The organism is Halomonas campaniensis (assembly GCF_002211105.1).
GTDB classification, from domain to species: Bacteria; Pseudomonadota; Gammaproteobacteria; order Pseudomonadales; family Halomonadaceae; genus Vreelandella; species Vreelandella campaniensis_A.
Genome location: NZ_JPUA01000024.1, coordinates 1 through 25,171 on the forward strand (window position 1 = coordinate 1; position 25,171 = coordinate 25,171).

Annotated in this window: 40 protein-coding genes, 2 other RNA genes and 1 pseudogene; 39 read left to right on the plus strand and 4 right to left on the minus strand. The window is 58.2% G+C overall.

The window, feature by feature from the left end:
- The 5 genes from JI62_RS08095 to JI62_RS08115 all read left to right on the plus strand — a co-directional run.
- On the plus strand, positions 1-728 hold a 728-nt coding region (locus JI62_RS08095), incomplete at its 5' end, for an aminotransferase class I/II-fold pyridoxal phosphate-dependent enzyme (protein WP_141101310.1).
- Between the two features lie 35 nt (positions 729-763).
- On the plus strand, positions 764-1,108 hold the full coding sequence (locus tag JI62_RS08100; RefSeq protein WP_088699676.1) for a Spx/MgsR family RNA polymerase-binding regulatory protein: 345 nt from the start codon (positions 764-766) through the stop codon (positions 1,106-1,108).
- A gap of 71 nt (positions 1,109-1,179) precedes the next feature.
- On the plus strand, positions 1,180-2,205 hold the full coding sequence (gene dapD / locus JI62_RS08105; RefSeq protein WP_088699677.1) for a 2,3,4,5-tetrahydropyridine-2,6-dicarboxylate N-succinyltransferase: 1,026 nt from the start codon (positions 1,180-1,182) through the stop codon (positions 2,203-2,205).
- Complete coding sequence (dapE, locus tag JI62_RS08110; protein ID WP_088699678.1) at positions 2,192-3,364, plus strand: succinyl-diaminopimelate desuccinylase; 1,173 nt, start codon at positions 2,192-2,194, stop codon at positions 3,362-3,364. Before dapD ends, dapE begins: the two co-directional genes overlap by 14 nt.
- Positions 3,361-3,750 (plus strand): hypothetical protein, encoded by a 390-nt coding sequence (locus JI62_RS08115; protein WP_088699679.1) that lies wholly within the window; start codon positions 3,361-3,363, stop codon positions 3,748-3,750. The genes dapE and JI62_RS08115 overlap by 4 nt, the downstream gene beginning before the upstream one ends.
- 78 nt (positions 3,751-3,828) lie before the next feature.
- Here the strand turns inward: JI62_RS08115 and JI62_RS23080 are convergent, their stop codons facing one another.
- Positions 3,829-4,368, minus strand: coding sequence for a cold-shock protein (locus JI62_RS23080; RefSeq protein ID WP_088699680.1), 540 nt, complete (start codon positions 4,366-4,368; stop codon positions 3,829-3,831).
- A 112-nt stretch (positions 4,369-4,480) separates the two neighbouring features.
- On the opposite strand from JI62_RS23080, the gene JI62_RS08125 reads away from it, so the two are divergent.
- Positions 4,481-4,729, plus strand: a complete 249-nt coding sequence (locus JI62_RS08125; protein ID WP_088699681.1) for a SlyX family protein — start codon at positions 4,481-4,483, stop codon at positions 4,727-4,729.
- Between the two features lie 73 nt (positions 4,730-4,802).
- Here the strand turns inward: JI62_RS08125 and JI62_RS08130 are convergent.
- Both JI62_RS08130 and JI62_RS08135 read right to left on the minus strand, forming a co-directional pair.
- Positions 4,803-5,588, minus strand: a pseudogene (locus JI62_RS08130) (alanine dehydrogenase); the annotation flags it as partial.
- Between the two features lie 219 nt (positions 5,589-5,807).
- A complete protein-coding gene (locus tag JI62_RS08135) occupies positions 5,808-6,413 on the minus strand; it encodes a helix-turn-helix domain-containing protein (protein ID WP_088699682.1) in 606 nt (201 codons plus the stop codon).
- A 161-nt stretch (positions 6,414-6,574) separates the two neighbouring features.
- Between JI62_RS08135 and JI62_RS08140 the strand changes: the two genes are divergently transcribed.
- The 3 genes from JI62_RS08140 (at position 6,575) to JI62_RS08150 (ending at position 7,722) form a co-directional block, all read left to right on the plus strand.
- Positions 6,575-6,871 carry a helix-turn-helix domain-containing protein gene (locus tag JI62_RS08140; protein WP_088699683.1) on the plus strand — a complete coding sequence of 99 codons (297 nt, stop codon included), beginning with the start codon at positions 6,575-6,577 and terminating at the stop codon, positions 6,869-6,871.
- Positions 6,872-6,975: 104 nt separating this feature from the next.
- Positions 6,976-7,452, plus strand: a complete 477-nt coding sequence (locus JI62_RS08145; RefSeq protein WP_088699684.1) for a helix-turn-helix transcriptional regulator — start codon at positions 6,976-6,978, stop codon at positions 7,450-7,452.
- A gap of 3 nt (positions 7,453-7,455) precedes the next feature.
- A complete protein-coding gene (locus tag JI62_RS08150) occupies positions 7,456-7,722 on the plus strand; it encodes a hypothetical protein (RefSeq protein ID WP_088699685.1) in 267 nt (88 codons plus the stop codon).
- Here the strand turns inward: JI62_RS08150 and JI62_RS08155 are convergent.
- Positions 7,703-7,954: a hypothetical protein gene (locus JI62_RS08155; protein ID WP_088699686.1), complete on the minus strand. Its 252-nt coding sequence runs from the start codon at positions 7,952-7,954 to the stop codon at positions 7,703-7,705. The genes JI62_RS08150 and JI62_RS08155 overlap by 20 nt on opposite strands.
- Before the next feature lie 89 nt (positions 7,955-8,043).
- Here JI62_RS08155 and JI62_RS08160 point away from each other — a divergent pair, with 89 nt between their 5' ends.
- From JI62_RS08160 to JI62_RS08295, 30 genes are all read left to right on the plus strand, one after another.
- A complete protein-coding gene (locus JI62_RS08160; RefSeq protein WP_088699687.1) occupies positions 8,044-10,002 on the plus strand; it encodes a transposase domain-containing protein in 1,959 nt (652 codons plus the stop codon).
- Positions 10,003-10,085: 83 nt separating this feature from the next.
- A complete protein-coding gene (locus JI62_RS08165) occupies positions 10,086-11,027 on the plus strand; it encodes an AAA family ATPase (RefSeq protein WP_088699688.1) in 942 nt (313 codons plus the stop codon).
- Positions 11,024-11,215 carry a hypothetical protein gene (locus tag JI62_RS08170; protein ID WP_088699689.1) on the plus strand — a complete coding sequence of 64 codons (192 nt, stop codon included), beginning with the start codon at positions 11,024-11,026 and terminating at the stop codon, positions 11,213-11,215. Before JI62_RS08165 ends, JI62_RS08170 begins: the two co-directional genes overlap by 4 nt.
- The gene (locus JI62_RS08175; protein ID WP_088699690.1) at positions 11,212-11,652 is read left to right on the plus strand and encodes a hypothetical protein; all 441 of its coding nucleotides are present in this window, start codon (positions 11,212-11,214) and stop codon (positions 11,650-11,652) included. The genes JI62_RS08170 and JI62_RS08175 overlap by 4 nt, the downstream gene beginning before the upstream one ends.
- 1 nt (position 11,653) lies before the next feature.
- A complete protein-coding gene (locus tag JI62_RS08180; protein ID WP_088699691.1) occupies positions 11,654-11,914 on the plus strand; it encodes a hypothetical protein in 261 nt (86 codons plus the stop codon).
- Positions 11,911-12,543, plus strand: coding sequence for a DUF3164 family protein (locus JI62_RS08185; RefSeq protein WP_088699692.1), 633 nt, complete (start codon positions 11,911-11,913; stop codon positions 12,541-12,543). Before JI62_RS08180 ends, JI62_RS08185 begins: the two co-directional genes overlap by 4 nt.
- Positions 12,544-12,783: 240 nt before the next feature.
- Complete coding sequence (locus tag JI62_RS22590; protein ID WP_170938508.1) at positions 12,784-12,942, plus strand: hypothetical protein; 159 nt, start codon at positions 12,784-12,786, stop codon at positions 12,940-12,942.
- Positions 12,939-13,181, plus strand: coding sequence for a hypothetical protein (locus JI62_RS08190; RefSeq protein WP_088699693.1), 243 nt, complete (start codon positions 12,939-12,941; stop codon positions 13,179-13,181). The genes JI62_RS22590 and JI62_RS08190 overlap by 4 nt, the downstream gene beginning before the upstream one ends.
- Complete coding sequence (locus tag JI62_RS08195) at positions 13,178-13,390, plus strand: hypothetical protein (RefSeq protein ID WP_088699694.1); 213 nt, start codon at positions 13,178-13,180, stop codon at positions 13,388-13,390. The genes JI62_RS08190 and JI62_RS08195 overlap by 4 nt, the downstream gene beginning before the upstream one ends.
- Positions 13,389-13,454, plus strand: an RNA gene (locus JI62_RS08200) — hammerhead ribozyme type II. Before JI62_RS08195 ends, JI62_RS08200 begins: the two co-directional genes overlap by 2 nt.
- Positions 13,455-13,650: 196 nt before the next feature.
- Positions 13,651-13,703: hammerhead ribozyme type II (locus tag JI62_RS08205), an RNA gene on the plus strand.
- An 8-nt stretch (positions 13,704-13,711) separates the two neighbouring features.
- Positions 13,712-14,122 (plus strand): hypothetical protein, encoded by a 411-nt coding sequence (locus JI62_RS08210; RefSeq protein ID WP_088699695.1) that lies wholly within the window; start codon positions 13,712-13,714, stop codon positions 14,120-14,122.
- Entirely contained in the window at positions 14,112-14,558 is a 447-nt protein-coding gene (locus JI62_RS08215) for a hypothetical protein (RefSeq protein WP_088699696.1), read from the plus strand. The genes JI62_RS08210 and JI62_RS08215 overlap by 11 nt, the downstream gene beginning before the upstream one ends.
- Positions 14,555-15,124 carry a gp16 family protein gene (locus JI62_RS08220; protein ID WP_088699697.1) on the plus strand — a complete coding sequence of 190 codons (570 nt, stop codon included), beginning with the start codon at positions 14,555-14,557 and terminating at the stop codon, positions 15,122-15,124. The genes JI62_RS08215 and JI62_RS08220 overlap by 4 nt, the downstream gene beginning before the upstream one ends.
- Before the next feature lie 36 nt (positions 15,125-15,160).
- The gene (locus tag JI62_RS08225) at positions 15,161-15,613 is read left to right on the plus strand and encodes a hypothetical protein (RefSeq protein ID WP_088699698.1); all 453 of its coding nucleotides are present in this window, start codon (positions 15,161-15,163) and stop codon (positions 15,611-15,613) included.
- On the plus strand, positions 15,610-15,996 hold the full coding sequence (locus JI62_RS08230) for a hypothetical protein (RefSeq protein WP_088699699.1): 387 nt from the start codon (positions 15,610-15,612) through the stop codon (positions 15,994-15,996). The genes JI62_RS08225 and JI62_RS08230 overlap by 4 nt, the downstream gene beginning before the upstream one ends.
- Positions 15,989-16,417: a Mor transcription activator family protein gene (locus JI62_RS08235; RefSeq protein ID WP_088699700.1), complete on the plus strand. Its 429-nt coding sequence runs from the start codon at positions 15,989-15,991 to the stop codon at positions 16,415-16,417. The genes JI62_RS08230 and JI62_RS08235 overlap by 8 nt, the downstream gene beginning before the upstream one ends.
- Positions 16,418-16,443: 26 nt before the next feature.
- On the plus strand, positions 16,444-16,758 hold the full coding sequence (locus tag JI62_RS08240) for a hypothetical protein (RefSeq protein WP_088699701.1): 315 nt from the start codon (positions 16,444-16,446) through the stop codon (positions 16,756-16,758).
- Between the two features lie 170 nt (positions 16,759-16,928).
- The gene (locus JI62_RS08245) at positions 16,929-17,264 is read left to right on the plus strand and encodes a putative holin (RefSeq protein WP_205737501.1); all 336 of its coding nucleotides are present in this window, start codon (positions 16,929-16,931) and stop codon (positions 17,262-17,264) included.
- 1 nt (position 17,265) lies between these two features.
- Positions 17,266-17,424, plus strand: a complete 159-nt coding sequence (locus tag JI62_RS22595) for a hypothetical protein (RefSeq protein WP_170938509.1) — start codon at positions 17,266-17,268, stop codon at positions 17,422-17,424.
- The gene (locus tag JI62_RS08250) at positions 17,421-18,077 is read left to right on the plus strand and encodes a transglycosylase SLT domain-containing protein (protein ID WP_088699702.1); all 657 of its coding nucleotides are present in this window, start codon (positions 17,421-17,423) and stop codon (positions 18,075-18,077) included. Before JI62_RS22595 ends, JI62_RS08250 begins: the two co-directional genes overlap by 4 nt.
- On the plus strand, positions 18,071-18,424 hold the full coding sequence (locus JI62_RS08255) for a hypothetical protein (protein ID WP_088699703.1): 354 nt from the start codon (positions 18,071-18,073) through the stop codon (positions 18,422-18,424). Before JI62_RS08250 ends, JI62_RS08255 begins: the two co-directional genes overlap by 7 nt.
- Positions 18,421-18,723: a hypothetical protein gene (locus JI62_RS08260; protein WP_088699704.1), complete on the plus strand. Its 303-nt coding sequence runs from the start codon at positions 18,421-18,423 to the stop codon at positions 18,721-18,723. Before JI62_RS08255 ends, JI62_RS08260 begins: the two co-directional genes overlap by 4 nt.
- Entirely contained in the window at positions 18,710-19,081 is a 372-nt protein-coding gene (locus tag JI62_RS08265; protein WP_088699705.1) for a DUF2730 family protein, read from the plus strand. Before JI62_RS08260 ends, JI62_RS08265 begins: the two co-directional genes overlap by 14 nt.
- Positions 19,081-19,380 carry a VpaChn25_0724 family phage protein gene (locus JI62_RS08270; RefSeq protein WP_088699706.1) on the plus strand — a complete coding sequence of 100 codons (300 nt, stop codon included), beginning with the start codon at positions 19,081-19,083 and terminating at the stop codon, positions 19,378-19,380. Before JI62_RS08265 ends, JI62_RS08270 begins: the two co-directional genes overlap by 1 nt.
- 4 nt (positions 19,381-19,384) lie before the next feature.
- On the plus strand, positions 19,385-19,933 hold the full coding sequence (locus JI62_RS08275; protein WP_088699707.1) for a DUF3486 family protein: 549 nt from the start codon (positions 19,385-19,387) through the stop codon (positions 19,931-19,933).
- Between the two features lie 3 nt (positions 19,934-19,936).
- Positions 19,937-21,631, plus strand: coding sequence for a hypothetical protein (locus JI62_RS08280; RefSeq protein WP_088699708.1), 1,695 nt, complete (start codon positions 19,937-19,939; stop codon positions 21,629-21,631).
- Entirely contained in the window at positions 21,625-23,217 is a 1,593-nt protein-coding gene (locus JI62_RS08285) for a DUF935 domain-containing protein (RefSeq protein ID WP_088699709.1), read from the plus strand. Before JI62_RS08280 ends, JI62_RS08285 begins: the two co-directional genes overlap by 7 nt.
- Complete coding sequence (locus tag JI62_RS08290) at positions 23,210-24,466, plus strand: phage minor head protein (RefSeq protein WP_088699710.1); 1,257 nt, start codon at positions 23,210-23,212, stop codon at positions 24,464-24,466. The genes JI62_RS08285 and JI62_RS08290 overlap by 8 nt, the downstream gene beginning before the upstream one ends.
- Before the next feature lie 49 nt (positions 24,467-24,515).
- Positions 24,516-25,013: a phage virion morphogenesis protein gene (locus tag JI62_RS08295; RefSeq protein WP_088699711.1), complete on the plus strand. Its 498-nt coding sequence runs from the start codon at positions 24,516-24,518 to the stop codon at positions 25,011-25,013.
- Positions 25,014-25,171: the final 158 nt, after the last annotated feature.

The window sequence follows — 25,171 nt, forward strand, 5'->3', positions numbered from 1 at the left end:
CCGTCCCTGCCGCTACGTGGCGCGATGTGCAAATCGTCTTTATCTGCTCGCCGGGCAACCCCACCGGTGCGGTCACGCCCCTTAATGAATTTAAGCAGCTGATTGCCCTCGCCGACGAACACGACTTTATTATCGCCTCGGACGAGTGCTACTCGGAGCTCTACCTCGACGAAGCCGCCCCACCGCCTGGGCTGCTGCAAGCCTGCGCCGAGCTGGGGCGTGATGATTACCGGCGCTGCGTGGTGTTTCACTCGCTCTCCAAACGCTCCAATCTACCGGGGCTGCGCTCGGGCTTTGTGGCGGGGGATGCGGCACTGCTCACGCCGTTTAAGCGCTACCGCACCTACCACGGCTGCGCCATGTCGCTACCGCTGCAGCACGCCTCTATCGCCGCCTGGCAGGATGAGCAGCACGTACGCGCCAACCGCAACGCCTACCGGGAGAAGTTCAGCGCGGTGACCGATGTACTTGCCCCGGTAATGGATTTTCCCGCGCCACAAGCTAGCTTTTACCTATGGCCCGCCGTACCAGGTGGCGACGATATCGCCCTCACCCAGCGGCTATTTGCCGAGCAGCACGTGAGCGTACTGCCTGGCAGCCTAATGGGACGCACGGGTGAAAATGGCGTTAACCCCGGCGCAGGACGTTTGCGCCTAGCGCTGGTGGCTGAATTAGCGCCCACCCTTGAAGCCGCCCAACGAATTCGCCATCTCGTCGAGCGCGGTTAACAACATTCTCTGGCTCAACATTCTCAGGAGGTCGTATGCTGACGCTGTATATCATCGATAACTGCGATACCTGCCGCAAAGCGCGTAAAGCGTTAGATGAGAAAGCACTGCTGTATAAAACCCACGATCTGCACAAAGATGGTCTCTCCGCTGCACTGCTGGAGCATATTTTACATCGCGTACCGCTTGTGGAAGTCATTAACAAGCGCAGCAAAACCTGGCGCGAACTCTCTGATGAAGAGAAAGATTACGACGCCAATTCCGCCCGCCAGCTACTGATGAAATACCCTACGCTGCTTAAGCGACCGCTGCTGGAAAAAGACGATGGCACCATTGTAGTCGGCTACCGCGACGGCGATTACGACAAGCTAAGCGGCTAACGTTACAAGGCCCTAGGCAATCAGGCTCTTTTTTCCAACCTTCACTTCCCAACACGACAGGACAACTTCTTATGCTGAGCTTTGCGCTTGGAATCGGCACCCAAAACACCCAGGGCGACTGGCTGGAGATCTACTACCCGGCGCCACTGCTCAACCCACCCGCAAGCCTAGTGGAAGCCGCTAAGCAGGCCCTGGATGCCCCCCAAGGCAACGCCGCCATCAGCTTTTTACCCGAAGACTGCACCCGCCTGGCTAAAGCGTTAGAAGCCGCGGGGCACTCCGCCCAGGCAGAGCTCGCCGAAGCGCTCTCTGCCAGCCAGCGCCCGCTGGTCGCCATGTTCCTGGAGAGCGACGAAGCGCCACAAACCGCGCCCGAGGTGTATCTAAAACTGCATCTGCTGTCCCACCGACTGGTCAAACCTCACGGCCTTGACCTCACCGGCATGTTTGGCCTGCTGCGCAATATTGCCTGGACCAACGAAGGCGCCATCGATATCGAAGAACTGCCTACACGCCGCCTGAAAGCCCGCATGGCCGGCCGTGCGCTGTCCGTCGACTGTGTCGATAAATTCCCCAAAATGACTGACTACGTGGTACCCACCGGCATCCGTATTGCCGACACCGCCCGCGTACGCCTGGGTGCTTACCTGGGCGAAGGCACGACCGTGATGCACGAAGGCTTCGTCAACTTCAATGCGGGCGCCGAAGGCCCCGGCATGATCGAAGGCCGGATCTCTGCCGGCGTCGTGGTCGGCAAAGGCTCAGACTTGGGCGGCGGTTGCTCCACCATGGGCACCCTCTCCGGCGGCGGCAATATCGTGATCAAAGTGGGCGAAGGCTGCCTGATCGGCGCCAACGCGGGCATCGGCATTCCCCTGGGTGATCGCTGCACGGTGGAAGCAGGGCTCTACATCACTGCAGGCTCCAAAGTCGCGCTGCTGGATGATCAAGGCCAAGTGGTGAAGACCGTCGCTGCACGCGAACTGGCCGGCCAAGACGACCAGCTGTGGCGCCGCAACTCCCAGAGTGGCCGCATTGAGTGCCTGACCAATAAAAGTGCCATCGCCCTGAACGAGGCACTGCATGCCCACAACTGAGCCTGAAGGAGTGTCACCAACGCTCACGCTCGCTTTTGAGCTGCTCAGCCGGGCCTCGGTAACGCCGGACGACGAAGGCTGCCAGGAACTCATGATCGAGCGCTTAGCGGCGCTCGATTTTCATATTGAGCGGCTGCCGTTTGGCGACGTGAAAAATTTCTGGGCGGTGCGCGGCCATCACGGCCCAGTGGTGGCCTTTGCCGGCCACACCGACGTAGTGCCTACCGGCCCCTATACCAACTGGCAGTACCCTCCGTTTGAGCCCTGTATCGATGATGAGGGCATGTTGTGCGGGCGTGGCGCGGCGGACATGAAGGGCAGCCTGGCCTCAATGCTGACCGCCGTTGAGCGCTTTGTGGCCAACCATCCGGATCATGATGGCCGTATTGCCTTTTTGATCACCTCCGATGAGGAAGGCCCGGCAGTCGACGGCACTCGCGCGGTGGTCGAGCACCTGCGCGAGCGTAATGAGCGCCTCGACTACTGCATTGTCGGCGAACCCTCCTCGACCACTTACCTTGGCGATGCGATCAAAAACGGTCGACGCGGCTCACTGGGCGCTACGCTGCACATTAAAGGTGTGCAGGGTCACGTGGCCTATCCGCATTTAGCGCGCAACCCCATCCACCAGGCGATGCCCGCGCTGGATGCGTTAGTCAACGAGCACTGGGACGCGGGCAATGACTTTTTCCCCGCCACCAGCTTTCAGATTTCCAACCTGCGGGCCGGCACTGGCGCCACCAACGTTATTCCTGGCGATGTGGAAGTGGTGTTTAACTTTCGCTTCTCTACCGAGGTGACCTCTGATGAGCTCAAAGCGCGCACGGAGGCCATTCTAGACCGGCATGGATTGGAGTATCAGGTAGACTGGACGCTCAACGGTGAGCCATTTTTAACCGCAGAAGGCGCGCTGGTTGACGCCGCCATTAAAGGCGTCGAAGCGGTAACCGGCAAGCGCCCGGCGCTCTCCACCAGCGGCGGCACCTCGGATGGCCGCTTTATTGCCACCCTGGGTGCTCAAGTGGTTGAATTGGGCCCGCTCAACGACACTATCCACAAGGTCAATGAGCGCGTTCGCGCCAGCGACCTGGACGACTTAAGCCGGATTTACGAAGCAACGCTGCAAGCGCTGCTCTGCTCCGGCGAGGTAAACCTATGATGGAGCGTTACCCCGATATAGAGATTTACCTGGCCAGCGTATCGCTCGATGCGCTCAATGAGTGGTTAAAAAGTACACTGATCGCACCACCGCTTAGCCCAGCGGGTAAAGGCAAATGGCAAACCCGCGGCCAATACCAGGGCGACTGCGTGCCGGTACTGCTGGTCGATAAAGCCGCTGATGGCTTTGCCAGTCTCTGGTTTGATAGCAACCATACCCCCTGGATGACCGACCAAGAGTGTGCCCAACAGGCCGCGGAAGCGTTGCAAACAGAGGTGCGCTGCTCTCTAGGCGGCTGGCACCCCGGCGATGACCCTGACCGTTTCTGGCAGGTGCTGCCCGGCGGTAAGGAGGGTGCAATAGAGTGGCCCGACTCAGGGCGTTAATCGGGCGCTTTAACGACAACGACCCCGCCAAGGCGGGGTCGTTTGCTATCCAACTAACCATTTAGCTAGCCGTAAGGCTCACTCAATAATACTGACATCGTCGGCCTGCAAACCACGCTCATTTTTTATCACGTGATAACGCACGATTTGGCCTTCTGCCAGCATTCGCGGCCCACGGCCCCGAATGGCCCGGAAGTGTACAAACACGTCTTCGCCATTATCGCGGGTAATAAAACCGTAGCCTTTGTTGGTGTTGAACCACTTCACTTCACCCTCTTCACGGCCATCGTTAGGATCGATGATATCTTCTTCCTCATCATCGTCCAACGGAGCGGCTGCCTGGGGCTGGCGTGATGTTGGCTTGGCATGAGCCACCGGCGCCACCACGATCGAGGGCGCAAAAGCAGCAGACGCTAATGTGCCAATCCACAGAACAATAAAACTACCTATAGCAACGGCAATATAGACACCGCTAACTCCACTGATTGCCAGCTCGGCCATCCACAGCTCGGCGAGGGCACTATCGGTTAAATGAACAATCCCCGCCAGCAAAAGTGGCGTGGGGGCGGCAAGTAATACACTGATTAAGAAACAGCGAAACACAACTTTTGGGTTCATAGAAAAAAAAAGCTCTCTTGTTGTATGGGTAACAGACGAAGGACAATACCGGCACTATCAGGCCCATTCCCAATAGCACTGGCATACTACTACATAAGGTTGCAATGATATCATGACCCACGAATTATCGCCTGCTGACCTGGCTCAACGCCTTGAATCTTTAGAGAGCCGACTCGCCCACCAAGAGCACTGGCTGGACACCCTGGATCAAGCCGTGGTTCAGCAGGAGCGGCGCCTGGACAAACTGGAGCAGCTCAGCGGCCTGATGCGCGAACGCCTACGTGAGCAGCACCAGGCACTTCAGGCAAGCGACCCCCAGGGCGGTCAGCGCCCCGAGGATAATGTGCCGCCCCACTACTGAGCTAACAGAAGCCTTGATCGATAGTCCCCGATGCGACTAATTGATTAGCCGCCAGCCACTAGTTTCCGATAACTTAGTTAGCTGCAACAACGCTCGCAGGATCGCTGCTCTCCAGCCCAAAGGCGTCTGCCACGGCCTGGTAAGTGACTTGACCCGCATGTACGTTCAGGCCCGGCAGGAAGTGCGGGTCGTCTCTTAGCGCCTGCTGCCAGCCTTTATCCGCCAGGGCGAGCACAAAGGGCAGCGTGGCGTTGGTCAGCCCCTGGGTGGACGTACGCGCCACCGCGCCGGGCATATTGGCGACACAGTAGTGCACCACCCCATCGACGATATAGGTCGGCTCGGCGTGGGTGGTGGGCTTGCTGGTTTCAAAACAGCCGCCCTGGTCGATGGCCACATCGACCAGTACACTGCCGGGCTTCATATCGGCCAGCATGCTGCGCGTAATCAATTTTGGCGCTGCGGCGCCGGGCACCAGCACCGCACCAATGATCATATCCGACTCGCGGGTGGCCGTTTCCAGGGCGTCTGCGGTGGAGTAAACCGTTTTGATGCGGCCCTGATAGCGGTCATCCAGCACTTCCAATCGCGCTATCGACTTATCCAGAATAGTGACCTCTGCGCCTAACCCCAACGCCATACGGGCAGCGTTTTCGCCCACCACACCGCCACCAATCACGGTAACCTTACCCGGCGCCACGCCCGGCACACCGGGCAACAGCACACCTGCACCGCCCTGAGCCTTCTCCAGGCTATGAGCCCCTGCTTGCACCGCCATTCGCCCGGCTACGGTGCTCATAGGGGCCAGAAGCGGTAAGCCGCCGCGGGCATCGGTAATGGTTTCATAGGCGATACAGGTTGTGTGGGGACATTTAGTCTGAGAAACCTGGGTTAATGTGAGTTGATGCGAGTTGATGTGCGCTCAAAGCAGCAATGGCGGGGCTTGTGGGCATTTGCGGCGCGCTGAAACGAGCACCGCTATGATTTGCGAAATTTTGGCGAAGCAAGCGGTAACGCCAATTCGCGACAGATGAAGTGATAAACGCCTAGCAGGGATTAAACGGCGTTTAAAAAATGGTTAAACGCCCCGCCGTCTCTTCGCTATTTTATACGCTGCGCGGGCAGAAGTAACGATGGCGCGAAGCTCCTCCTCTTCAAACAGCAACATCTCCACAGGGTCGTCGTTCGTAGCGGCTCTCAGTATATTGACGCTTCTTTCGAGCACCGCTTCTCGCATACCAAGATCGTCTGGCACCAGCTCATAAAGCGGGCCTACAAGCCTTGCATAGATCGTATTTGGGATCGGCGAAGGCTGCTCCTGCTCGCTTGCAGCCCGCTCCACGTCTGCTTTATGCGCATATGCAAAGTATGCGTCCAGCTCCTCAACTCGCACTGGCTCCTTGTCAGCTGCTCTACCGTACTCAACGACCATTGGCCCTTCACCGGTTGCCAGCCACTCCAACGAAATGCCCGCCGCACTGGCCATTTTTATTAGCCTTGAACGAGACGGGTCAGACTCTCCGCGCCTCCACTTGCTCAACACAGACGTGGATACACCTGCTATTTCAGCCATTTTTGTGGATCCACCAACCCTGTTTATGGCAATGGCAACCCTCTCACCGAAAGCGTCAACCTTCTCGGCCTGAACATTGACCTGATCGTTAGCAGAAGTTTGACGCGTCATAGTTACACCCAAGTAATTGATCCCATTATCTTCTTTGACTTATTGCCACGTTTTTACAGCCATGCCTAACGTTGACCTCCATTAACGTGGTTGACGTATCCACGTTCGTGGCGATATATTGATTCATGTAGTAACCCAATAGCAGCAAAGAGCCTTATGACATGAATGAAAAAAGCGCATCAAAAAAAGCCAGTCCCAAAGACTGGCATCGCGCCGACATCGTCGCCGCTGTCCGCAAAGCTGGCTGGTCATTACGAAAGCTCGCCAAGCATCACGGTTATGCCTGCGCCACCCAACTGACCGTAGCGCTTGATCGGCCTTGGCCAAAAGGCGAGCGGTTGATCGCCGAAGCAATCGGCACCGACGCCCAGACCATCTGGCCGAGTCGTTACGCGGACAAGGATACCACTGGTTCCAATAAACGGAACTGTCAGCAGGGGAACAGAAAAGCAGCATAGGTCGAACTCCAGTCATGTGCCACTTAGCGTAAGCCGCCGCTAATACAGCGACTAGATGCAAATTGGCGCCACGTTTGTAGCTACTGAACAAGGACACACTTCCAATGACCCGTAAACGCTGGAAGCCGGTTCAACCCCACAGCTTGGAACACGCCACACGGCTGTGTGCCGACTACGCGCTGCATAAGCACAACCGCAGCGTGGCCCAGGTGGCCGACCTGGTCGGGGTGAGTGAATGGACGGTTTACAAATGGATTGCTGATGGCTGTATCCCTACCCGCCGCATTCGCCCGTTTGAGTTTGCGTGCGACGCCACCTTTATCACCCAGTGGATCGCCGGTAGTGCGCAGAAGTTAGTGATCGATATTCCAGCGGGAAAGAAGTGCAGCCAGAACGACTTAATGGATTTGCAAAATTGTTTAAACAAAGCGGTTGAATACCTCAGCCACTTCTACCGCGAACAGCGCGATGTAGACGGCACATTAGAGGGTGTTACCCAGGCGATTAAGCAACTCGCTAGCCACCGCGAAAACGTGCGCAAAGCCAACGCGCCAGAACTTGAACTGTTTGAAGGGGCATAACCGATGAGCGAATTAAAGCCGCAAGACAGCGTATTAGAGCAAATTCGCGCACTTATTGATTCGGCGCTGAAAGAGGGTAAGTGCGTGCAGCAACTCATGGACGAAGTGACTGAGTTGCTGCGCGACTTATCCAGCGATCCGCAAATGGTAACAACCGAGGTGGCCGCTCGTCAGGCTTGGTTAGCTTCCAGCCAAACCTTTAGCGCGGCCCATACCTTAAGCGGATTCATTGTTGCCTATGGCTGCGCCCTTAAGAGCGAGGGGAAGTGATGTTATCTAACTTCTCCAGCGCCTTAACTGCGCGCAGCTTAATCAAGCTGTCCTGCTTTGCGTCCTCCTTCGTGGTTACCAGGGCGTTTCGCAATGACTCTAGTGAGAGCGCTTCGCCTTTAGATAAGAGCTTCTCTACATGCTCGCCTACTGTGCCGTGCCAGAGCGCCTCGGCCGCATCAGAAAACGTGTTTTTTCTTCCATCTAAAAAATCATCAATATCGTCTTTCATGGGCGTTCCTCTAAGGATGGATTGGGTTTGGGTTGCACCTCTCAATCTACCGCAGAGTGCAACGCCCGCCTATTCAAGGGGTGCCGCTCATGAGTGATTGGTACTCCGCTAAAGAGCTGGCGGGCTTACCGGGGATGCCTGACACGCACAGCGCGGTTGTCCGACGTGCTAAGCGTGATGGCTGGCAAGAGCGCAAGCGTACCGGTAAAGGTGGTGGTAAAGAGTACTCACTGAACTCGCTACCACTAGAAACCCAAACCGCACTCCTGAAGCAGCAGGCTCCAGCACCTGTAACGCGCCCAAAATCCATCGCTGCCACGGTCGACCGCGAGTCGCTATGGGACGCCTACGAGCGCAAGCCCCAAAGCGTGAAAGATGAAGCGGCCCGCCGTTTACAAGCCCTTCAAGCGGTGGAGCGCTTGGTGGATAACGGCGCGGGCAAAGTCACTGCCGTTGACCAGGTCGCCGCCGTGTATGGCGAAAGCCGCGCCACGCTTTACCGCTGGCAAGGGTTCGTGAAAGGCGCTGACACCAGCGATTGGCTAGCCCTGTTAGCCCCTGGTTACCAAGGCCGCACCGCCACCGCTGAATGGGACGTAGCTGCATGGGAGTTTTTTAAATCCATGTTCCTGCGCTATGAAGGCCCCACAGAAGCGGTTTGCTACGACCTGCTGCAAGAAGCGGCGGCGAAACACGGCTGGAAAGTGCCCAGCCTGCGCACCGTTAATCGCAGGGTGAAAGAGATCCCGCTCACCGTGCGAGTACTCGCCCGCGAAGGCGAGTACGCCATGATGCGCCTCTACCCCAGCCAGCAGCGCACCGTGCGCGACCTGCACGCCCTCTACTGGATCAACGGCGACGGCTACCAGCACAACGTCTTTGTGAAGTTTCCCGACGGCAGCATCGGACGGCCCAAAACGTGGTTCTTCCAGGACATCTACAGCCGCCGGATTGTCGGTTACCGCACCGACCGCACCGAACACACCGATGTGATCCGCCTCGCCCTGGGCGATGTGATCGAGCGTTACGGCATCCCCGAACACTGCACGATCGACAACACTCGCGCAGCGGCCAACAAATGGATGACCGGCGGCGTTAAGAACCGCTACCGCTTCAAGATCAAAGAAGAAGACCCCATGGGCCTGATGCCCCAGCTGGGTATTCAAGTGCACTGGACAACCGTGCACAACGGTCGTGGCCACGGCCAAGCCAAGCCCATCGAACGCGCCTTTGGCGTGGGTGGCCTGGGTGAATACGTCGACAAGCACCCGAAGTTCAGCGGCGCCTATACCGGTGAAAACCCCATGGCCAAGCCGGAGAACTACGCCGAAACCGCCGTTGATTGGGAAGTGTTCGCCGAAGTACTCGCCGACCGTATCCGCGCCTGGAACGCCAAAACCGGCAGACGCAGCGAAGCCTGCGGCGGGCAGCTCAGCTACGCCCAAGCGTTCGACGACAGCTACCAGCGCAACACCCACCGCATCCGCCGTGCCACGGCTGCCCAGCGTCGCATGTGGCTGCTGGCTGCCGAGTCGGTACTGGTGCAGCGCGATAGCAGCATGTCGTTAAGCGTTGGTAGTGGGCCCCAAGGCAAAAACCGCTACGGCGCCGACTGCCTTATCAACTACATCGGCAAGCGTGTCGTTGTGCGGTTCGACCCCGACCAGCTTCATGAGCAAGTGCATGTGTACCAGAACGATGGCCGCTACATCGGCACTGCCGACTGTATCCACGCCGCCGGTTTTGGCGACACCAGCAAAGGCCGCGAATGGCGCAGGCTGCACACCCAACGCCTCAAGGCAGGCAAACAGGCCAAACAAGCCGAGGTCGCGCAGAGCGCATTGGAAGCGGCGCAGTACCTACCCACGCCCGAGCCAGAAGATCACACGCCCATCCAGAGCGATGTGACGCGCGGCAGCTTCGGCGAGCGCAAGCGGGTGGTAGGCAGTGATGTGGTGGAAAGCGATGACGAAGACGCCGCAGAAACCTACGGCTTTCACGAACACATCGTTAGCCAACACGCAAAGTGGAAAAAGCAGCAGCTATAAAAAAGGCCCTGCGGAGGTGCAACTCCACAGGGCCCACACAACGCCCCAAAGGGGCTTATCAAAAAGCAACTGGAGTATAACAGATGAGCAACAACGTAGCCGAATTCAAACAACGTAACGACGAACTCGCCGAGCAAGTCGCCGCCACCATGAAAGCCGAAGGGCTTTCGCAGGCCGCCGCCGCGCAGCTGATCGGCGTGCATAAAACCCGCTTTAACCAGTGGTTAAAAGGCAGTTATCGCGGTGATAACAGCCAGGTGGAAAGCGCTGCCAACCGCTGGCTGGAAAGCCGCCGCCAGAACGAAAGCCTCAACGCCAGCCTACCCGCTGCCCCTGAGTGGGTAGAAACCCCCAGCGCCCGCGCCGTTATTTCAGCGCTTGGCTTTGCCCAAATGGCCGCCACCATTTCCGTTATCTACGGCGGCGCAGGCGTGGGCAAAACCGAAGCGGTGGGCCAGTACTGCCAGCAGTCACCCAACGTGTGGGTAGCCACCGCCACGCCCGCCACCTCAGCGCCTGGCCCGATCCTGACCCGCATCGCGCAGGTGCTTGGCATTCGTGCCACCGGCGCCGTGCACATGGTCGAGACCAACATCATCGAACGCCTGCGCGATAGCAAAGGCCTGCTGGTGATCGACGAAGCCCAGCACCTCAACCCCCGCGCCCTTGATCAGATCCGCCAGATCGCCGAAGGCGCGGGCATCGGCCTTGCGCTTGTGGGCAACGAGATCGTCTACACCCAGCTCACCGGCGGCAACCGCAGCATTGGCTTTGCCCAGCTGTTCAGCCGGGTGGCCAAGCGCGTGCGCCTATCACGCCCCAAGGCAGGCGACATTGACGCGCTACTGGATGCCTGGGCGATTAGCGACATGGCATCACGCACGCTAGGCCACGACATCGGCAAGCGCCCTGGTGCCTTGCGCGGCCTTAGCCAAACACTGCGCCTCGCCAGCCTGTTTGCCAGCGGCCAGCCCAGCGTGACGCACATTCGAGCAGCCTGGAAAGATCTAGGCGGTGATGTATGAGCACCCGCACTCCTTACAAGCGCCAGGGCGACGATATGGATCTGCCCACCGGGAAGACCTGCGCTGACTGCGTCCATTGCCGCCGCTGTACGCAAATTTTCGGACATATCCCTGCTGACGAAGTTTGCGACTTCAGCCCGTCGCGCTTTCGTGAAGCGATTCCCGCAAAGAGAGGTGATGAGGCATGACCACTTACACCGACGAATACCTGGAGTGCTACGCCAACCGCTATGTCGCGCTGTACCTCAAAGGCCACGGCATCACGTTGCCGCAATACCTGGCCGCGCCCGATCGCTACGAACACCTGGCGTTTGCGCCGCTGCCGCTGCTACCCGCTCAGCACAACGTCGTGTTGCGCCTATGGCACGCCTGGGACACCGGCCTTGCAGAGCACGCCGAAGAGGCAAGCGACTACGACGACATCAAGGCGCAATCCACCGCCTGGGACTGGCGCGACCTGCTCGATCAGTGGCGCGACGAAGTGGCTCAGTCTGAACGCGACATGTGCGAATTGAGCCAGCGCAACGGCGCTTATGTCGAGCCCATGCGCCACCACCGCCACAACCGGGGCAATGCCCGCTGCACCTCTAACTTCGCCCGCAAGCAAGCGCGCAAAGGAGCCTGACATGAGCATAAACACCGCCAACCCGATTATGCGCCTGATCGACACCGACGAGATCGGCGACGCCAACGTCAGCCAGCTTTTACACGACATGGGCGCCGACAGCGCTGAGCAAGTCGCGGTGGCCATCACTCGCAGCCACCAGTTTCAGCCGTTCGCCGCGTTTGTCTGCCTGCACGGCCCGCATACCCAGCGCTACCTGGACGCCATTAACAACGTCACACGCGATATCAAACTCGATCAACGTTTTGGAGTAACCAAATGAACACCCCCGCAACCGATACCCAGCAGGTACCCAAAGGCTTCCGCATGGACGCCAAAGGCCGATTGATTCCCGAGTCACAGATCAAGCCGATCGACCAGGTGCGCGATGAACTCGTGCTCTCGATTGTCGACCGCGCCTGTGAGCTGCGCGACCAGCTACGCGACTTCAAGGCCGATGTGTTTAGCGAGATCGCCGCCTTGGTCGAGACATCCGCCCAGGAGTACGACGTTCAGATCGGCGGCAAGAAAGGCAACGTGCAGCTGGTGTCGTTCTGTGGCCGCTACAAGGTGCAGCGCGCTATCTCCGAAACCATCACCTTTGATGAGCGACTGCAAGCGGCCAGAGGCCTGATCGAATACTGCCTGGAAGACTGGACAGCGGACGCCCGCCCAGAGGTGGCCACCATCGTTCAAGACGCCTTCCGCGTCGATACAGCGGGCAACATCCGCACCGGCCAAGTGCTAGGTCTGCGCCGCCTGAACATCCAGGACAAGCGCTGGCTGAAAGCCATGGACGCCATCAGTGACGCGGTGCAGGTGACGGGCTCCAAGAGCTACATCCGCATCTATGAGCGCATTGGCAGTACCGACCAATACCAGCCCATCAGCCTAGATATCGCGGGGGTGTGAGGTGACCAGCTCAAATCTAAAGCCAGGTGATGAAGTCTCCTATGTCTTTTCTCGCCGATCAGGTAGCTCGGTTCATATCTCTTCCCGCACAGGCGTTTTAGTTGAGGTAAGCGGTGGGCTTTCGATTGTTAAGGCGCGCAACGGAAGAAAAGTAGCTGTACGCACTAACAGCCTGCGCCCGACTGACCAGCCTAACGCTATTACTGAGTCTCTAAACGAAGCGATCAAAGGAGCCTAACCATGCCCAGCAAATGCGCGTTTTTCTACCAGCTCCAGGAGCGCGGCATCAGTGCCGCACAAGCCAAACAGTGGCTAAAGCAGAACCCGCCGCCGCGTAACTGGAAGCACAGCGCCTGGCGCTGGGCTAGCGAGAACATGACCGATGAGGTGACCCAATGAGCACCGTATTGAATGCGTCCTCCATCAGCGTCAGCCCTGCGATCGGCGGTTTTGTTGGCACGTTGCGCGGCAAGCGTGCCACGGGTACCACCCACCGCGACGCAGCCCTAAACGTAGCGCGCAAGGTGTACGGCCCAAAGGTCAACGTCGTTAACGACTACCTGCGCCACTCCGATGTAGCGGCGGGCATGCAGTACCGCTACCACATCACCTACCGCGCTAACCGAGGTGCCGCATGAACAAGCAACCAAAGGTCGACATAAAGAGCGTGATCACGCTCGGCATTGATGAGAAGGGAATCACCACCGTCTGTGCCTCAAGCATTTCCCGCACTGAAGACCAAAGCCCAGAGGCAAAGCGCCTTCACCATCTGGCGGTTGTCGGCATGCAGGCAATAGTCAAGGAAGTCGAGCGGTTAGATATAGCTAAGAGATCAACCGTCCATTAAGCGAAACGCCCCCACGTGGGGCGTCTGCTGGGCGTGGTGGCCCAGCACTGATGAGCAGCCGGAGACTAGCTATGGCCAAGGGACAACGATCACAGATCGCGATGACCGATCTCGGCCCAGAGAAGCTATGCACGAAGTGCGATGAATGGTGGCCGGACGATAGCGAGTTTTTTTACCTGACTCATGGCGTGACCATCCAGCCGTGTAAGGCCTGCTACGAGCAGTTGCCATCCGTTATTCGTAAGCGTGATAAACAGCGCAAGCAAAAGAAACCTGCTGGGCGTCGTGGCCCGGCACTGATGAGTAGTCAAGAGGTGAACAATGGATAAGTGGAAAGAGATAAAAGAGCGGTTAAAGCATCTGGGCGGCAGAGTTGATCTGCTGGCGGATGGGCACACGCTGTCGCTGACCAAGGCGCATGACGGTAAGAAGATTTTCGTTATGGTCTACGTGGACGGCATCGTGGACTTCGAATGGACAAAAACCGAGGACGGTAAGCCACTGCATCCCCAAGGGCGCTTCTGGCGGCCAATGAAGCGGGCAGCCTATCGCAAAAAGGACTATGCGGCATTGAAGCGTGGGTGGGGCAAGAAGGAAGCCGATCGCATGGTAACGCCGCGTGTGGTCGGTGTTGTGCCTAATTTTGGTACCGAAGGCGCCGCAGTGGCTCACCTCAAAAAGCACTTTCCTGACCTTGAGATCAAGGTTGATGAGGTGGCCGATGGCTTTTGAACGCACCCCTTTCAAGCCAGAGGGCGAAGCGTGGACAGAAGCCTTCGCCATGCTGTGCGGCATGTGTAAGCACTTGGATGCATGCCAGATCATCGAAGGCATGATCGAAATGAAGAGCGGCACGCCGTGGCCCCAGGGTGGCTGGGTCACCGACCCCGGCGCGGGCATTACCTGCCTCAGCTACGAGCCTAAGCCGGTGCGCATCCTGGAAGGCCAGGAACTGGAAGAAGCCCTGAACAACGCAGTACCTATGTGCGGTGGCTGTGCGGCTCGCCGTGGTAGCGATGCATCAAAGAGCCTGCACACCCAGCGCGACTTCAACGCCGCTGTGAAGCGCCAAGGTGTGTTTGCCTGCCACGAGGGCGATAACCACGGCAAGCCGTGTGGCGGCTGGTGTAACGCGGTACGCCGCCAGATGAACGGAGCCAAGCCATGATCAGCAAAGGCAAGCTGGCCCAGATCCACATCGCCAAGCAGCAGCTAGGGCTGAGTGATGACGAATACCGCGCCATTCTCGCCCGCACGGCAGGCGTGAGCAGCTCGAAAGATCTCGATAACCGCACCGTGGGCGGTGTGCTGCACGAGTTCCGCCGCCTGGGGTTTCAGCCCAAAGCGCCCAAGCGGGCGGGCCGGTTGCCCAACACCTTCAACAAGCACGAGCAGATGGCCAAGATCGAAGCGCAGCTGACCGATATGGGCCTTAGCTGGGAATATGCCGGAGCGATCGCCAAGCGCCAAACCGGCATTGAGCGCATCGACTGGCTGCGCACGGAAGCGCAGTTCAAGGGCGTGATTGCCGCCCTCGATGTCGAGCACCAAAAGCGTGACCTGATCGCCTACGTGGATGAGTGCCTAGAAGCGCTGAACCAAAGCCGTGAAGAACTGGCCGCACGCTACAACCTGCCCAACGGCTGGGAGCGCAACCTGGCCATGCTGAAAAAGCTGGCCGAAGTACTGCCCGAACCAGCGCGCTACGTTCAGACCTTCGACCCCAGCTGTTAAGCAGCGATTAACCCACGATTAAACGCCGGAGAAACTATGGAAACTCGCTGCCCCTGCTGCCACACCACCTTCACGCTAGAGCACGCCATGGAAGACGAATCCCTGCGCGAAATGATGGCCATCCTGGCAGACCTGCCCCGTGAAGTGTCGCGCCCGCTGGTCGCCTACATCGGCCTGTTCCGGGGCAAGACCCGCGCCATGGCCTATGAACGCCAACTGCGCATCATGCGCGAGGCGCTAGCCCTGGCCACCGACACCCTGGTAGTGGGCGCGGCACTCTCCGACACCGTCGAAGCCATCCGCACCAAGCGCGACACCGGCGAAGACACACGCCCGCTGCGCAATCACAACTACCTCAAGCGCGTGGTTGAAACCCTAGGCGCACGGGCAGTGGCTGTTCAAGCCATAGCGTTTCATGAAGGTGAAAGTGCGCAGCGTCCAAAAAGCAAGATGGCTTTAGGGCTGAGCAAACTAGGAGCGCGTCAATGAGTCAGTATCCACAGTGGTTCTACCGCTCTATCTCTGATGGCCTCAAGGCACTCTGGGTGTTGCGCCTGCCCTTTACGCCTAGCGAAGAATTGATTGATAAAACAGAGGATATCTGGGTTCAGTCGATATGGTCTGCCAACATTGGTTGGGATCAAGGGCTTGATGCTATTCGCATACATAAGGCCTTTCTGAGGCTGACACGGGAAGCGAAGGAATGGCCGGCACCTCGCCAACTACTTGAGCGGCTGCCAGATCGTCCACCGCGCCCACGCCTTCCTAAGCCACCTATGAGCGAAGCACAGCGCAAAGCCAATCGCGAAAGATTAAGAACCATGATCGCCGAACTAGGCCTGCACTCAACGCGAGGAGACCACCGTGAATAGGCACGATGACGATACGCTGGATATGGGGTTCGACGTTCCTGACGACGCTTTGGAGCACCTCGACCCGGAGATCCTCAAGAAATGGCCTCAAAGCCTAGCGGATATGCTGAGCGTTGTTGAAGAGGCATTGATGAAGGCAGGAGAAGACCGCCACTGTGCCCGCCGACACGCTTTTACCATGGTGCGGGCCATCTCCAAGTTTGCAGGCGGTCGTAGCCTATACGTGGCCCAGGGCAAGCACTTAGAGCGAGCGCTGCGCGACCGCGCCCTGTGGGAACTGCACAACGGCCACAACGTTGAAGAGCTGGCGGAGCGTGCAGGCATTACCGTGGTGCAGGTCTATAACATCATCGCTGAGCAGCGCAAGCTAGCGCACTCCCGGCATCAATCCGATCTGTTCAACGAACCCGCGAACGGCTAAGCTAGCTTCAAAATAAGGGGAACTTCATGAAAGTAGCGCTAATTACCACTATCATCTGCACCACAATGCTTGCGGGATGTAATCTGTTCGAGTCAGAAGAAGACAAGGCCAAAAAAGCTGTAGCCGAGCGATTAAGAGATCCAAGCTCAGCCCAGTTTAGAAATGTGAAAGGTGGTGAAAAACGAGGAATGTATAACGTATGTGGTGAGGTGAACGGGAAAAATTCTTATGGCGCCTATGCTGGATACGAGCGCTTCGTCGCTAGTAATGGAGGTAAGGCTATTTATCTTGAATCAGAATGGCCAACTTTTGAAGTTAGATGGATTACCGATTGCCCGTAATGACCGATAAGTTCAATCCAACCAAAACAAACCCGCCCCGGCGGGTTGTTTGCTGTCTAGCCCCTGAAAAATCCCTAAAACGCTTTATTCCCAGCGCCCCGCGTTAACTCCCTATCCTGAACCTCACTGCACTGTGCTTTTGCTCACCCCGCACGCAATGAGGCTACCTCGTGAACCTATCATCACTTTTTCAGAAGCTGCTCAACAAACTCCACATTGGCCCCAAACTACTCGATAAACTGCGCATTGGCCCCTGGCTGATCCTCGCTATTCTCACCACCATTGGCGTTGGCTGGTTCTACCCACACCAGTTGGGCGTGCTGCTCTGGTCGCTGACAAAGCTCTGCTGGGGTGCTTACCTGGGCTACTGGATCGACCGCTCGATATTCCCCTACGCCCGCCCCGGCAATCTCTTAGGGCTGCCCGCGAGTTCCCTTGGGCTGTTCATGCTTCGTCGCGCCATCATCATTGCCGCTGCTGTATTGGCCCTTGGCCTAGGAGTCTGACATGGGCGCCGATACCGCCGCTGAACTGCTGGCAGAGGGCGAGCGCCTTGTTGCTGAGATCGACTCCCTTGCCGCTGGCCCTAAGCGTTTAGCCGCCTACCTGCGCCTGCAAGATGTGGTCGAGCGTGCGGAATCGGCGCTCCAGGAGGAACGGTCATGAAGAACGATTTTAAAGCCTACCTGCGCACCAACTGCATCTGGATCGCAATGAGTCTGGTGCTGGCCACACTGCTAGTTCTCGAATCCTGCCAGCCAGCACACGCCCAGATCCCAAGCGCCGCAAACGGCTACCAGCGCGAGCTAACCCGCATCGTGCAACAGGAATGGGGCATGAATGGCCGTGTGGCTGTACATGCCGCACAGATCCACCAGGAGAGTGGCTGGCGTTCCAACGTCAACAGCCCTGTGGGTGCGCAAGGGCTCAGCCAGTTCATGCCCAGCACCTCAAAGTGGATTGCGGAGATCTACCCCGACCTGGGCAGTGCCGCGCCGTATTCCCCCACCTGGGCCATGCGTGCTCAGGCCCGTTATAACAAGTGGCATTGGCAGCGGCTGGCTAATACTGCTGACGAATGCCAGCACTGGGCCATGGTGCTCAGCGCCTACAACGGCGGCCTGGGGTGGGTGAACCGAGATAGACGCTTAGCGACCGCCGCCGGGGATAACCCCGGCGTTTGGTTTGGCAGCGTTGAGCGGTACACCAACCGCGCAGGCTGGGCCCTGCGGGAAAACCGCCACTACGTGCGTCACATTCTGCTTGATCTCACACCCCGCTATGCGCGGGCAGGCTGGCAAGGGGGTGAACCATGCTGACCAAGGTCGGGCTGATCATAGTGGGTGTGCTGGTGATTGCCGTGATCATGCAATACCAGTACACCAGCCATTTAAAAGAGATGGTAGCCATCGAGCGCCAAGCCGCTGAAAACGCCCGGCAGCGCACCCAAGAGGCGCGTCAACAGACGTTAGAGGCATTGGGTGAGCTGGAGACAGCCGAGCGCCGCCGTCGCCTCGCCGAAGCCGATATTAAAGCGCTTCAAGAAGAACTGGCCGAGCAGGCCGAAGACTACAACATCCTGCGCCAGCGCATCCAGCGCTCACCAGCCAGCGACGACGGCCCCGTGGCCCCGGTGCTGCGCTCAACGTTGGAGTCGCTGCCATGAGCCTAAGAACCATCGTGATCCTAGGCGTTGGGGCAGCGCTGTCCGCCTGCGGCAGCACACCGCCCGAACCACCACCGCCACCGCCTTCTATCAACGTTTACAGCTGTGCCACGCCAGCGGGCATGACAGAGCGCGAAGACTCGCCGCTGGTGCCTGCTGGCGACTACACACAGCAGGACGTGGCGCTCTACATCACCGCGCTACACCAATGGGGAACGCGGGGTTGGCTCAAAGTAGCCCGCGCCCGCGAACACGCCGATAAGTGCGCAAAAAGCGCCGACGACGATGACAACGACTAAGGGGGACATCGTGGAACCGATTAACTGGTCTGCCGCGAAGGTGGCATTTGACGTAATACAAGCGATCTTCACCGGCGCGGTGGCGGTGTACGTGTACTTGATCAACAAGCATCGCGCTAGCCAAACCGCCATCAAAACGACCAACAAGCGCATCGATAGCGTCGAGAAAAAAGTCGACAGCCTAGAGCACCAACTCGAACGCCTGCCCAATCACGAAGACCTAAACAAGCTACAAGAGCAGATGACGCAAACCAATCTGCTGCTAGCTGAAATCAGTGCCAGTCAAAAGGCCATGGCGCGCCAGGTGAACCGTATGGATGACTACTTAATGAATAATCAGCCGCGAGGGGGTCACTGATGGACTACAACGACTTTCAAACAGGAGGCCGCCGCCTGTGCATTCTGCGCATTCTGGCGCGTCGTAATCAGTTCACCACCAATGAGTACTCACTCAACGATGAGCTGAAAGGCGCCTATGGTCATATCGTCAGTTCCGATCGGCTGCACAACGACCTGGCCTGGCTGGATGAACAAGATCTTGTGATTCTCCAACGCCCTCGTGCAGGCTGGATTTTGACCCTAACAGCCCGTGGTAGTGATGTGGCTAACGGCTTGGCAGAAGTGCCGGGTGTTGAAAAACCGCGCCCAGGAGCATAAGGCCATGGCCCCACGCAATAAGGTGTTTAGCCTGCCTCAAGAGGTGCGCGAAGAGCTGAACGAAAAGCTCGTAAGCTCAGGCTTCCAGGGCTATGAAGGGCTTGCCGCCTGGCTAACCGATAGGGGCTTTCAAGTCTCGCGTAGTTCTGTTCAGCGCTATGGTCAGGATCTTCAAGAAGAGTTCGAGGAGGCCATGGGCAGCGTGCGCCGTACTACCGAAATGGCCAAGGCCATGGCCGATGCGGTGGAAGACGACGAAGGCAACCTGATCGACGCCACGGCGCGGATCGTTCAAGAGCAGCTGCTACGGGTATCGCTTGAGCTAAGGAAGGCGGAGTCAAACCCGGAAGACATTACTCATAACCTGGGCAAGATATCAAAAGCCCTGTCGAGCTTAGGGCGCGTCTCCATCGCCCAGAAGAAACACGCCAGGGAGATCCGTACCGAAGTGCTTCAAGAAGCGGCCAACCGCGTAGATGCGGCTGCACAAGCAAAAGGCCTTAGCGCGGAAGATGCTAAGTTCTGGCGCGAGCAAGTGCTGATGGGGATGTAATCAATGACCATGCCAGCACCGCTCCCAGATACTCAACGGGTAGTTGATTGGGATGAGCTACCGGAGCGCGCCCGACAGATTCCCACGAACTTTAATCCACTCGCTGAAGGTGTGCTTATGTCACATCAAAGCGACTGGATTCGCATGCAGCAAGGGCTAGATATTGCAGTTTGCGAGAAAGGTCGCCGCACCGGCATTACCTTTGCCCAGGCGTTAACCGACACGATCACGGCGGCCTCTTCAAAAGAAGCAGGTGGCGACAATATTTTTTACATCGCCGATACCAGGGAAAAAGGCCTGGAATACATTGGCTATGCTGGGAAGTTCGCAACGATCATTGCGCGTGGCCAAGCCACCATGATCGAACAACACATCTTTGAAGACCAACTGCCCGATGGTGGCAGCCGACAAATACAGGCCTTTCGAGTGCGTTTCGCCAGTGGCTTTCGCATCACTGTACTGTCCTCACGTCCTGAGAATATCCACGGCTTGCAGGGCAAGGTGAGAATCGACGAAGCGGCGCTACATAAAAATGTCTCTCACTTGCTTGAATCCGCCACGGCGCTCCTCATCTGGGGTGGCAGCATCGTCATTTGGTCAACACACCGTGGGAAGAAAAACGCGTTCTATCAGCTGGTAGAAGACGTGCGTGCAGGCCGTTATGGAAAGAACGCTAAGGCTACCCGCATCTCATTCGATGATGCCGTCACGAATGGTCTCTATGAGCGGGTTTGCGTTATGCGAGGCATAGAGCCAACGCTGGAAGGAAAGCGAGACTGGTATGAAGCCATTCGCTCTGCTTATGGCCCACGCAAAGCCGCCATGCGAGAAGAGCTAGACGTTATCCCACGTGACGGTGAAGGGTCAGCAATCCCGTCTGTTTGGATTGAGCAGGCCATGCCTGAAGTGCGGCCCGTGCTGCGTATCGTCTTTGATGACGACTTCCCAAAACGCAGTGAACGTGACCGTGAGGCTTGGTGCGATAAGTGGATAGCCGCCAATCTGGCGCCGGTACTGAGTGAAGCGATGAACCGTTTCACTGGGCGCTGGGCAATAGGAATGGACTTTGCGCGCCACCGCCACTTTTCGGTGATCACGCCTGCCAAGGTTAACCAGGAACTGAGCCGACACGCCCCGTTTCTGATCGAACTCGCCAACGCCCCCACCCGCCAGCAAGAGCAAATACTCTGGTTCATGCTGGATAAGCTTACTAACTGGACGTTTGCAGGCGACGCCACAGGCCCAGGCCAAACGCTGATGGAGTACACCGGCGACCGATATGGGCGTGCAGAACTCAATCCCGACAACGGCTCCTATTCAGGTGGCCCAGTGCATGAAGTCTCACTGTCGCGTAAGTGGTACGGCGAGTGGATGAGCAAATACATCTCGTTGTTCGAAGACGGCTTTATCACTATGCCCAGGGATGCCTCGTTAGAGGATGACCACCGCGCTGTTGAGTACGTCGATGGCATACCGATGGTGCCGCGTATTGAGCGTAAAGACCTAAAAGACGCCGACCTGGTACGCCACGGTGATGGTGCAATCGCTGGTGCGCTGATGAACTTTGCAGCAACCAACCCATCAGGCGGATTGATTGAATTCACCCCCGCGCCCCTACCTGGCAGCCGCCAGGACGACGACAGCGATAACGACGACATTGAACACGCCGGATTCGGCATAGGAGGCGGCGCATGGTAAGCCCCACGAAGAAGTATCGGCGCAACTTGATCAAGCCCAATAATCAAGCGCTAAAAGAACAGCAAACCAACGACGCTCGCATCGGCCAGCTCAAGCGCGAATTTGCCGAGCACCCCACGAAAGGGCTCACACCTGCGCGGTTGTACCAGATCCTCGAAGCCGCCGAGCAAGGCGACCTCAAAGCACAGTCTGAACTCTTTGACGATATGGAAGAGAAAGACGCGCAGATCGGAGCCGACCTGGGCAAACGCCGTCAGCTAGCGGCAGAGCTAGAGTGGCAGATCGTGCCGCCGGACGGTGCTAACGCCCAGGAAAAGAAAGCCGCCGAGCAAGCGGCGGAAGTGTTCTCGGGCATTGAGGTTGAGGATCTTATTCTGGACTTGGGTACCGGCATCGGACACGGCTGGGCAAACCTTGAACTGCCATGGCAGCGCGATGGCGCACTGCGCTACATTGAGCAGCCCACGCTACGCCCACACTCCTGGTTCCGCTTGCATCCAGACGACCAAAACTGCATCACCCTGCGCGACCACACTGCTACAGGTGCCGAGCTATGGCCACTCGGCTGGGTTCAGCACCGCCACCGCGCTAAATCCGGCTACGTGGCCCGCATGGGGCTACACCGCATGCTAGCGTGGCCTTACCTATTCCAGAATTACGCCCTGGGGGATCTCGCCCAGCTGCTGGAAATCTATGGACTGCCAGCCCGCATCGGTACGTACCCACGAAACGCCACCGAAAAAGAGAAAGCCACGCTGCTACGCGCTGTGGTTACCCTCGGTCAAAACGCGGCGGGCATCATCCCCGAAGGCATGGGCATTGAGTTCAAGGAAGCCGCTGGCAGGGGAGCGTCTGCGGATCTCTACAAAACGATGATGGACTGGTGCGAGCGCGCCAAAGCCAAGGCCATATTGGGCGGCACACTCACCAGCGGTACCGGCGAAGGCACGAACACCAACGCGCTGGGCAATGTTCACGAGCGTGGGCAAACCAGCCTGATCCGCTCCGATGTGCGTCAGTATGCGGGCAGTATCGGCAAACAAATTCTGTGGCCTATGGCCGCGCTCAACTACGGCATTGATAAGCCCAGCCGCGCCCCGCGTTTTTACTTGGATTGTGGCGAAACCGAGGATCTCGAACGCCTCTCAAAGAGCCTGCCCACCATTGTGGACATGGGCGTGAAAGTGCCCATGTGGTGGTTCCATGAGAAAAGCGGCATCCCAAAAGCAGCCAAAGACGAAGAGGTGCTGATGCCAAAGGCAGCGCCAAGCCCGTTTATGGGTGCATTACGGCAACTGCCAGCGCCCCCACGCCTGGCGGCGCTACGGCAAGACGTGCAGCCGATGACGCCCGCTGATGCACTGGCCGAACAGATGCAGCGCCAAGGCCAGGGTGACATCGTTGAATGGCTAGCGCGTATCGAGGCCATGCTCGACAGCGCCGAGAGCCTGGAGGAGTTCCGCGAAATGCTCATGGCCGCCCAGCCGGAACTGGAAGAAGCGGGGCTGGGTGAAATGATTGGCGATGCCCTCACGGCAGCACAGGCCGCAGGCCGTAGCGACATCGAGGACGCCGCCGATGAGTGAACCGTCGCTGTCGGTGGTGATGAACCGCCCCTTTAATGAGCAAACGGCATTCTTTCGCCAGAAGCTGGGCAACTTGGTGGCCACTGCCCGGTGGGATGACCTTACCCGCAGCGAGCACGATGCAGGCTTCATGATTGCCGGGGCGACGAAAGCGGATTTACTCAGCGACATTGCCACCGCCGTAGACCGCACCATCACTGAAGGTAAGGGTATTGGGGAATTTCGCCGCGACTTTCGCAGCATTGTAGAGAAGAACGGCTGGCATGGCTGGACAGGCGAAGGCACTGCCGCCGGTCGGGCCTGGCGTACCCGCGTCATTTACCGCACCAATGCTCAAACCAGCTATGCCGCTGGCCGCTTCGCCCAGTTGCGCGAGGGGAACTTTACCTTCTGGATCTACCGCCATAACGACAGCGTCCGTAATCCACGCCGTGAACATCTTGGATGGGATGGCCTAACGCTACCGGCTGATCACCCGTTTTGGGCCACTCACTACCCACCCAATGGATGGGGCTGCCGGTGCTATGTAGTAGGTGCCCGGCGGGAATCTATTGCACGGCGCATGGGCGGTGATCCCGATAAAGCCCTGCCAGAAGGCTGGGACGCGACCGATCCCAGCACCGGCGCACCGGCGGGCATTGGTCAAGGCTGGGACTATGCGCCCGGTGCCAGCGTTAACCGCACCGTGAGCACCATGGCGGAAAAGGTGCGCCACTGGGATTACCAAATTGCCAAAGGCTACATGCAGGGTGTGCCTGAGCAGGTGCGCGACCAGTTAGCGACCAGCTATCGCTCATTACCTTCTGTAGGTGACGACGCCCGGCGTTATGCCCAGCGGGTACTCAACGGTACCGAGCCAGAACGCCTGGAGCCTGTGCGTACCCTGGGGCTACTCACCACGCGAGATACGGCGCAAGTAGCCGACATCAAGGGGCAAGACGTCAACGGCTTCGATTACTCGATTGACCCGTTCGTAGTGAAGCACGTGCAAGAGCGCCACGGCGGAGAAGCGGAACGCCAGCGCGGCCAACGCCCTGTCACGCCCAACGACTACGCGCTATTGCCGCAGCTATTGAACGAAGGGGAAGCACTGGTGGATGCCGGGGAATCACGCGCCACCAACACAGCGCAAGTACGCCGGGAGCTAACGATTAACGGGGAAACGTTCGTGGCTATCTTTGAGATCCGCCGCAAGCGCCGTACACTGGCCTTACAGACGTTCTATATCCGCACAGGCGCGGGTGACTAGATGAGAATTCGAACCCGCCCTCAGCCTAACGTCCGTAACGCTTCATGGCATGAGCCACAACGGTTTGATGCACGGGTTCGATAACAGGAGTATAGCCATGGCCGCCGCCAAGATCCACGTCGATAACACGCAGGTATTGGAAGCGCTCAACCGCCTGGTGCAGCAAAGCGGTGATTTAAGCGAGCCGTTGCAGGAAATCGGCGAGTATCTTGTGGAGAGCACCAAGCAACGCTTCGCTACCAAAACCGCACCAGACGGCACCGCCTGGAAGGGCAACAGCCCTGTCACCATCGACCGCAAGGGCCGAGACGATGCACTGATCGGTGAAACAACCCAGCTGGCCGACGCCATCTTCCCTAATGTGTCAGGCAATACGCTGGAAATCGGCTCCACCCGGCAGTACGCAGCCATGCAACAGTTTGGTGGCCGCCGTTCGGATTTTGCCCACCTGTGGGGAGATATTCCCGCACGCCCTTTCTTGGGCCTGTCGGATGAGGATGAGGACGTGGTACTGGAGATCCTCAGCGATTACATTGCTAACGAGTAGTCGACCACCTCGCGCTATAATCTCGCAACGCCCTACAAGCCCCTGTAAGGCGTTAAACGGCAAACAGGTATCATCGCCGCCGCAAAAATAGTTCACCACGTGGCGGCGTTTTTAAACACGGTTTAAACGGGGTTTCATATCCTGCCCGTGCATCAAGT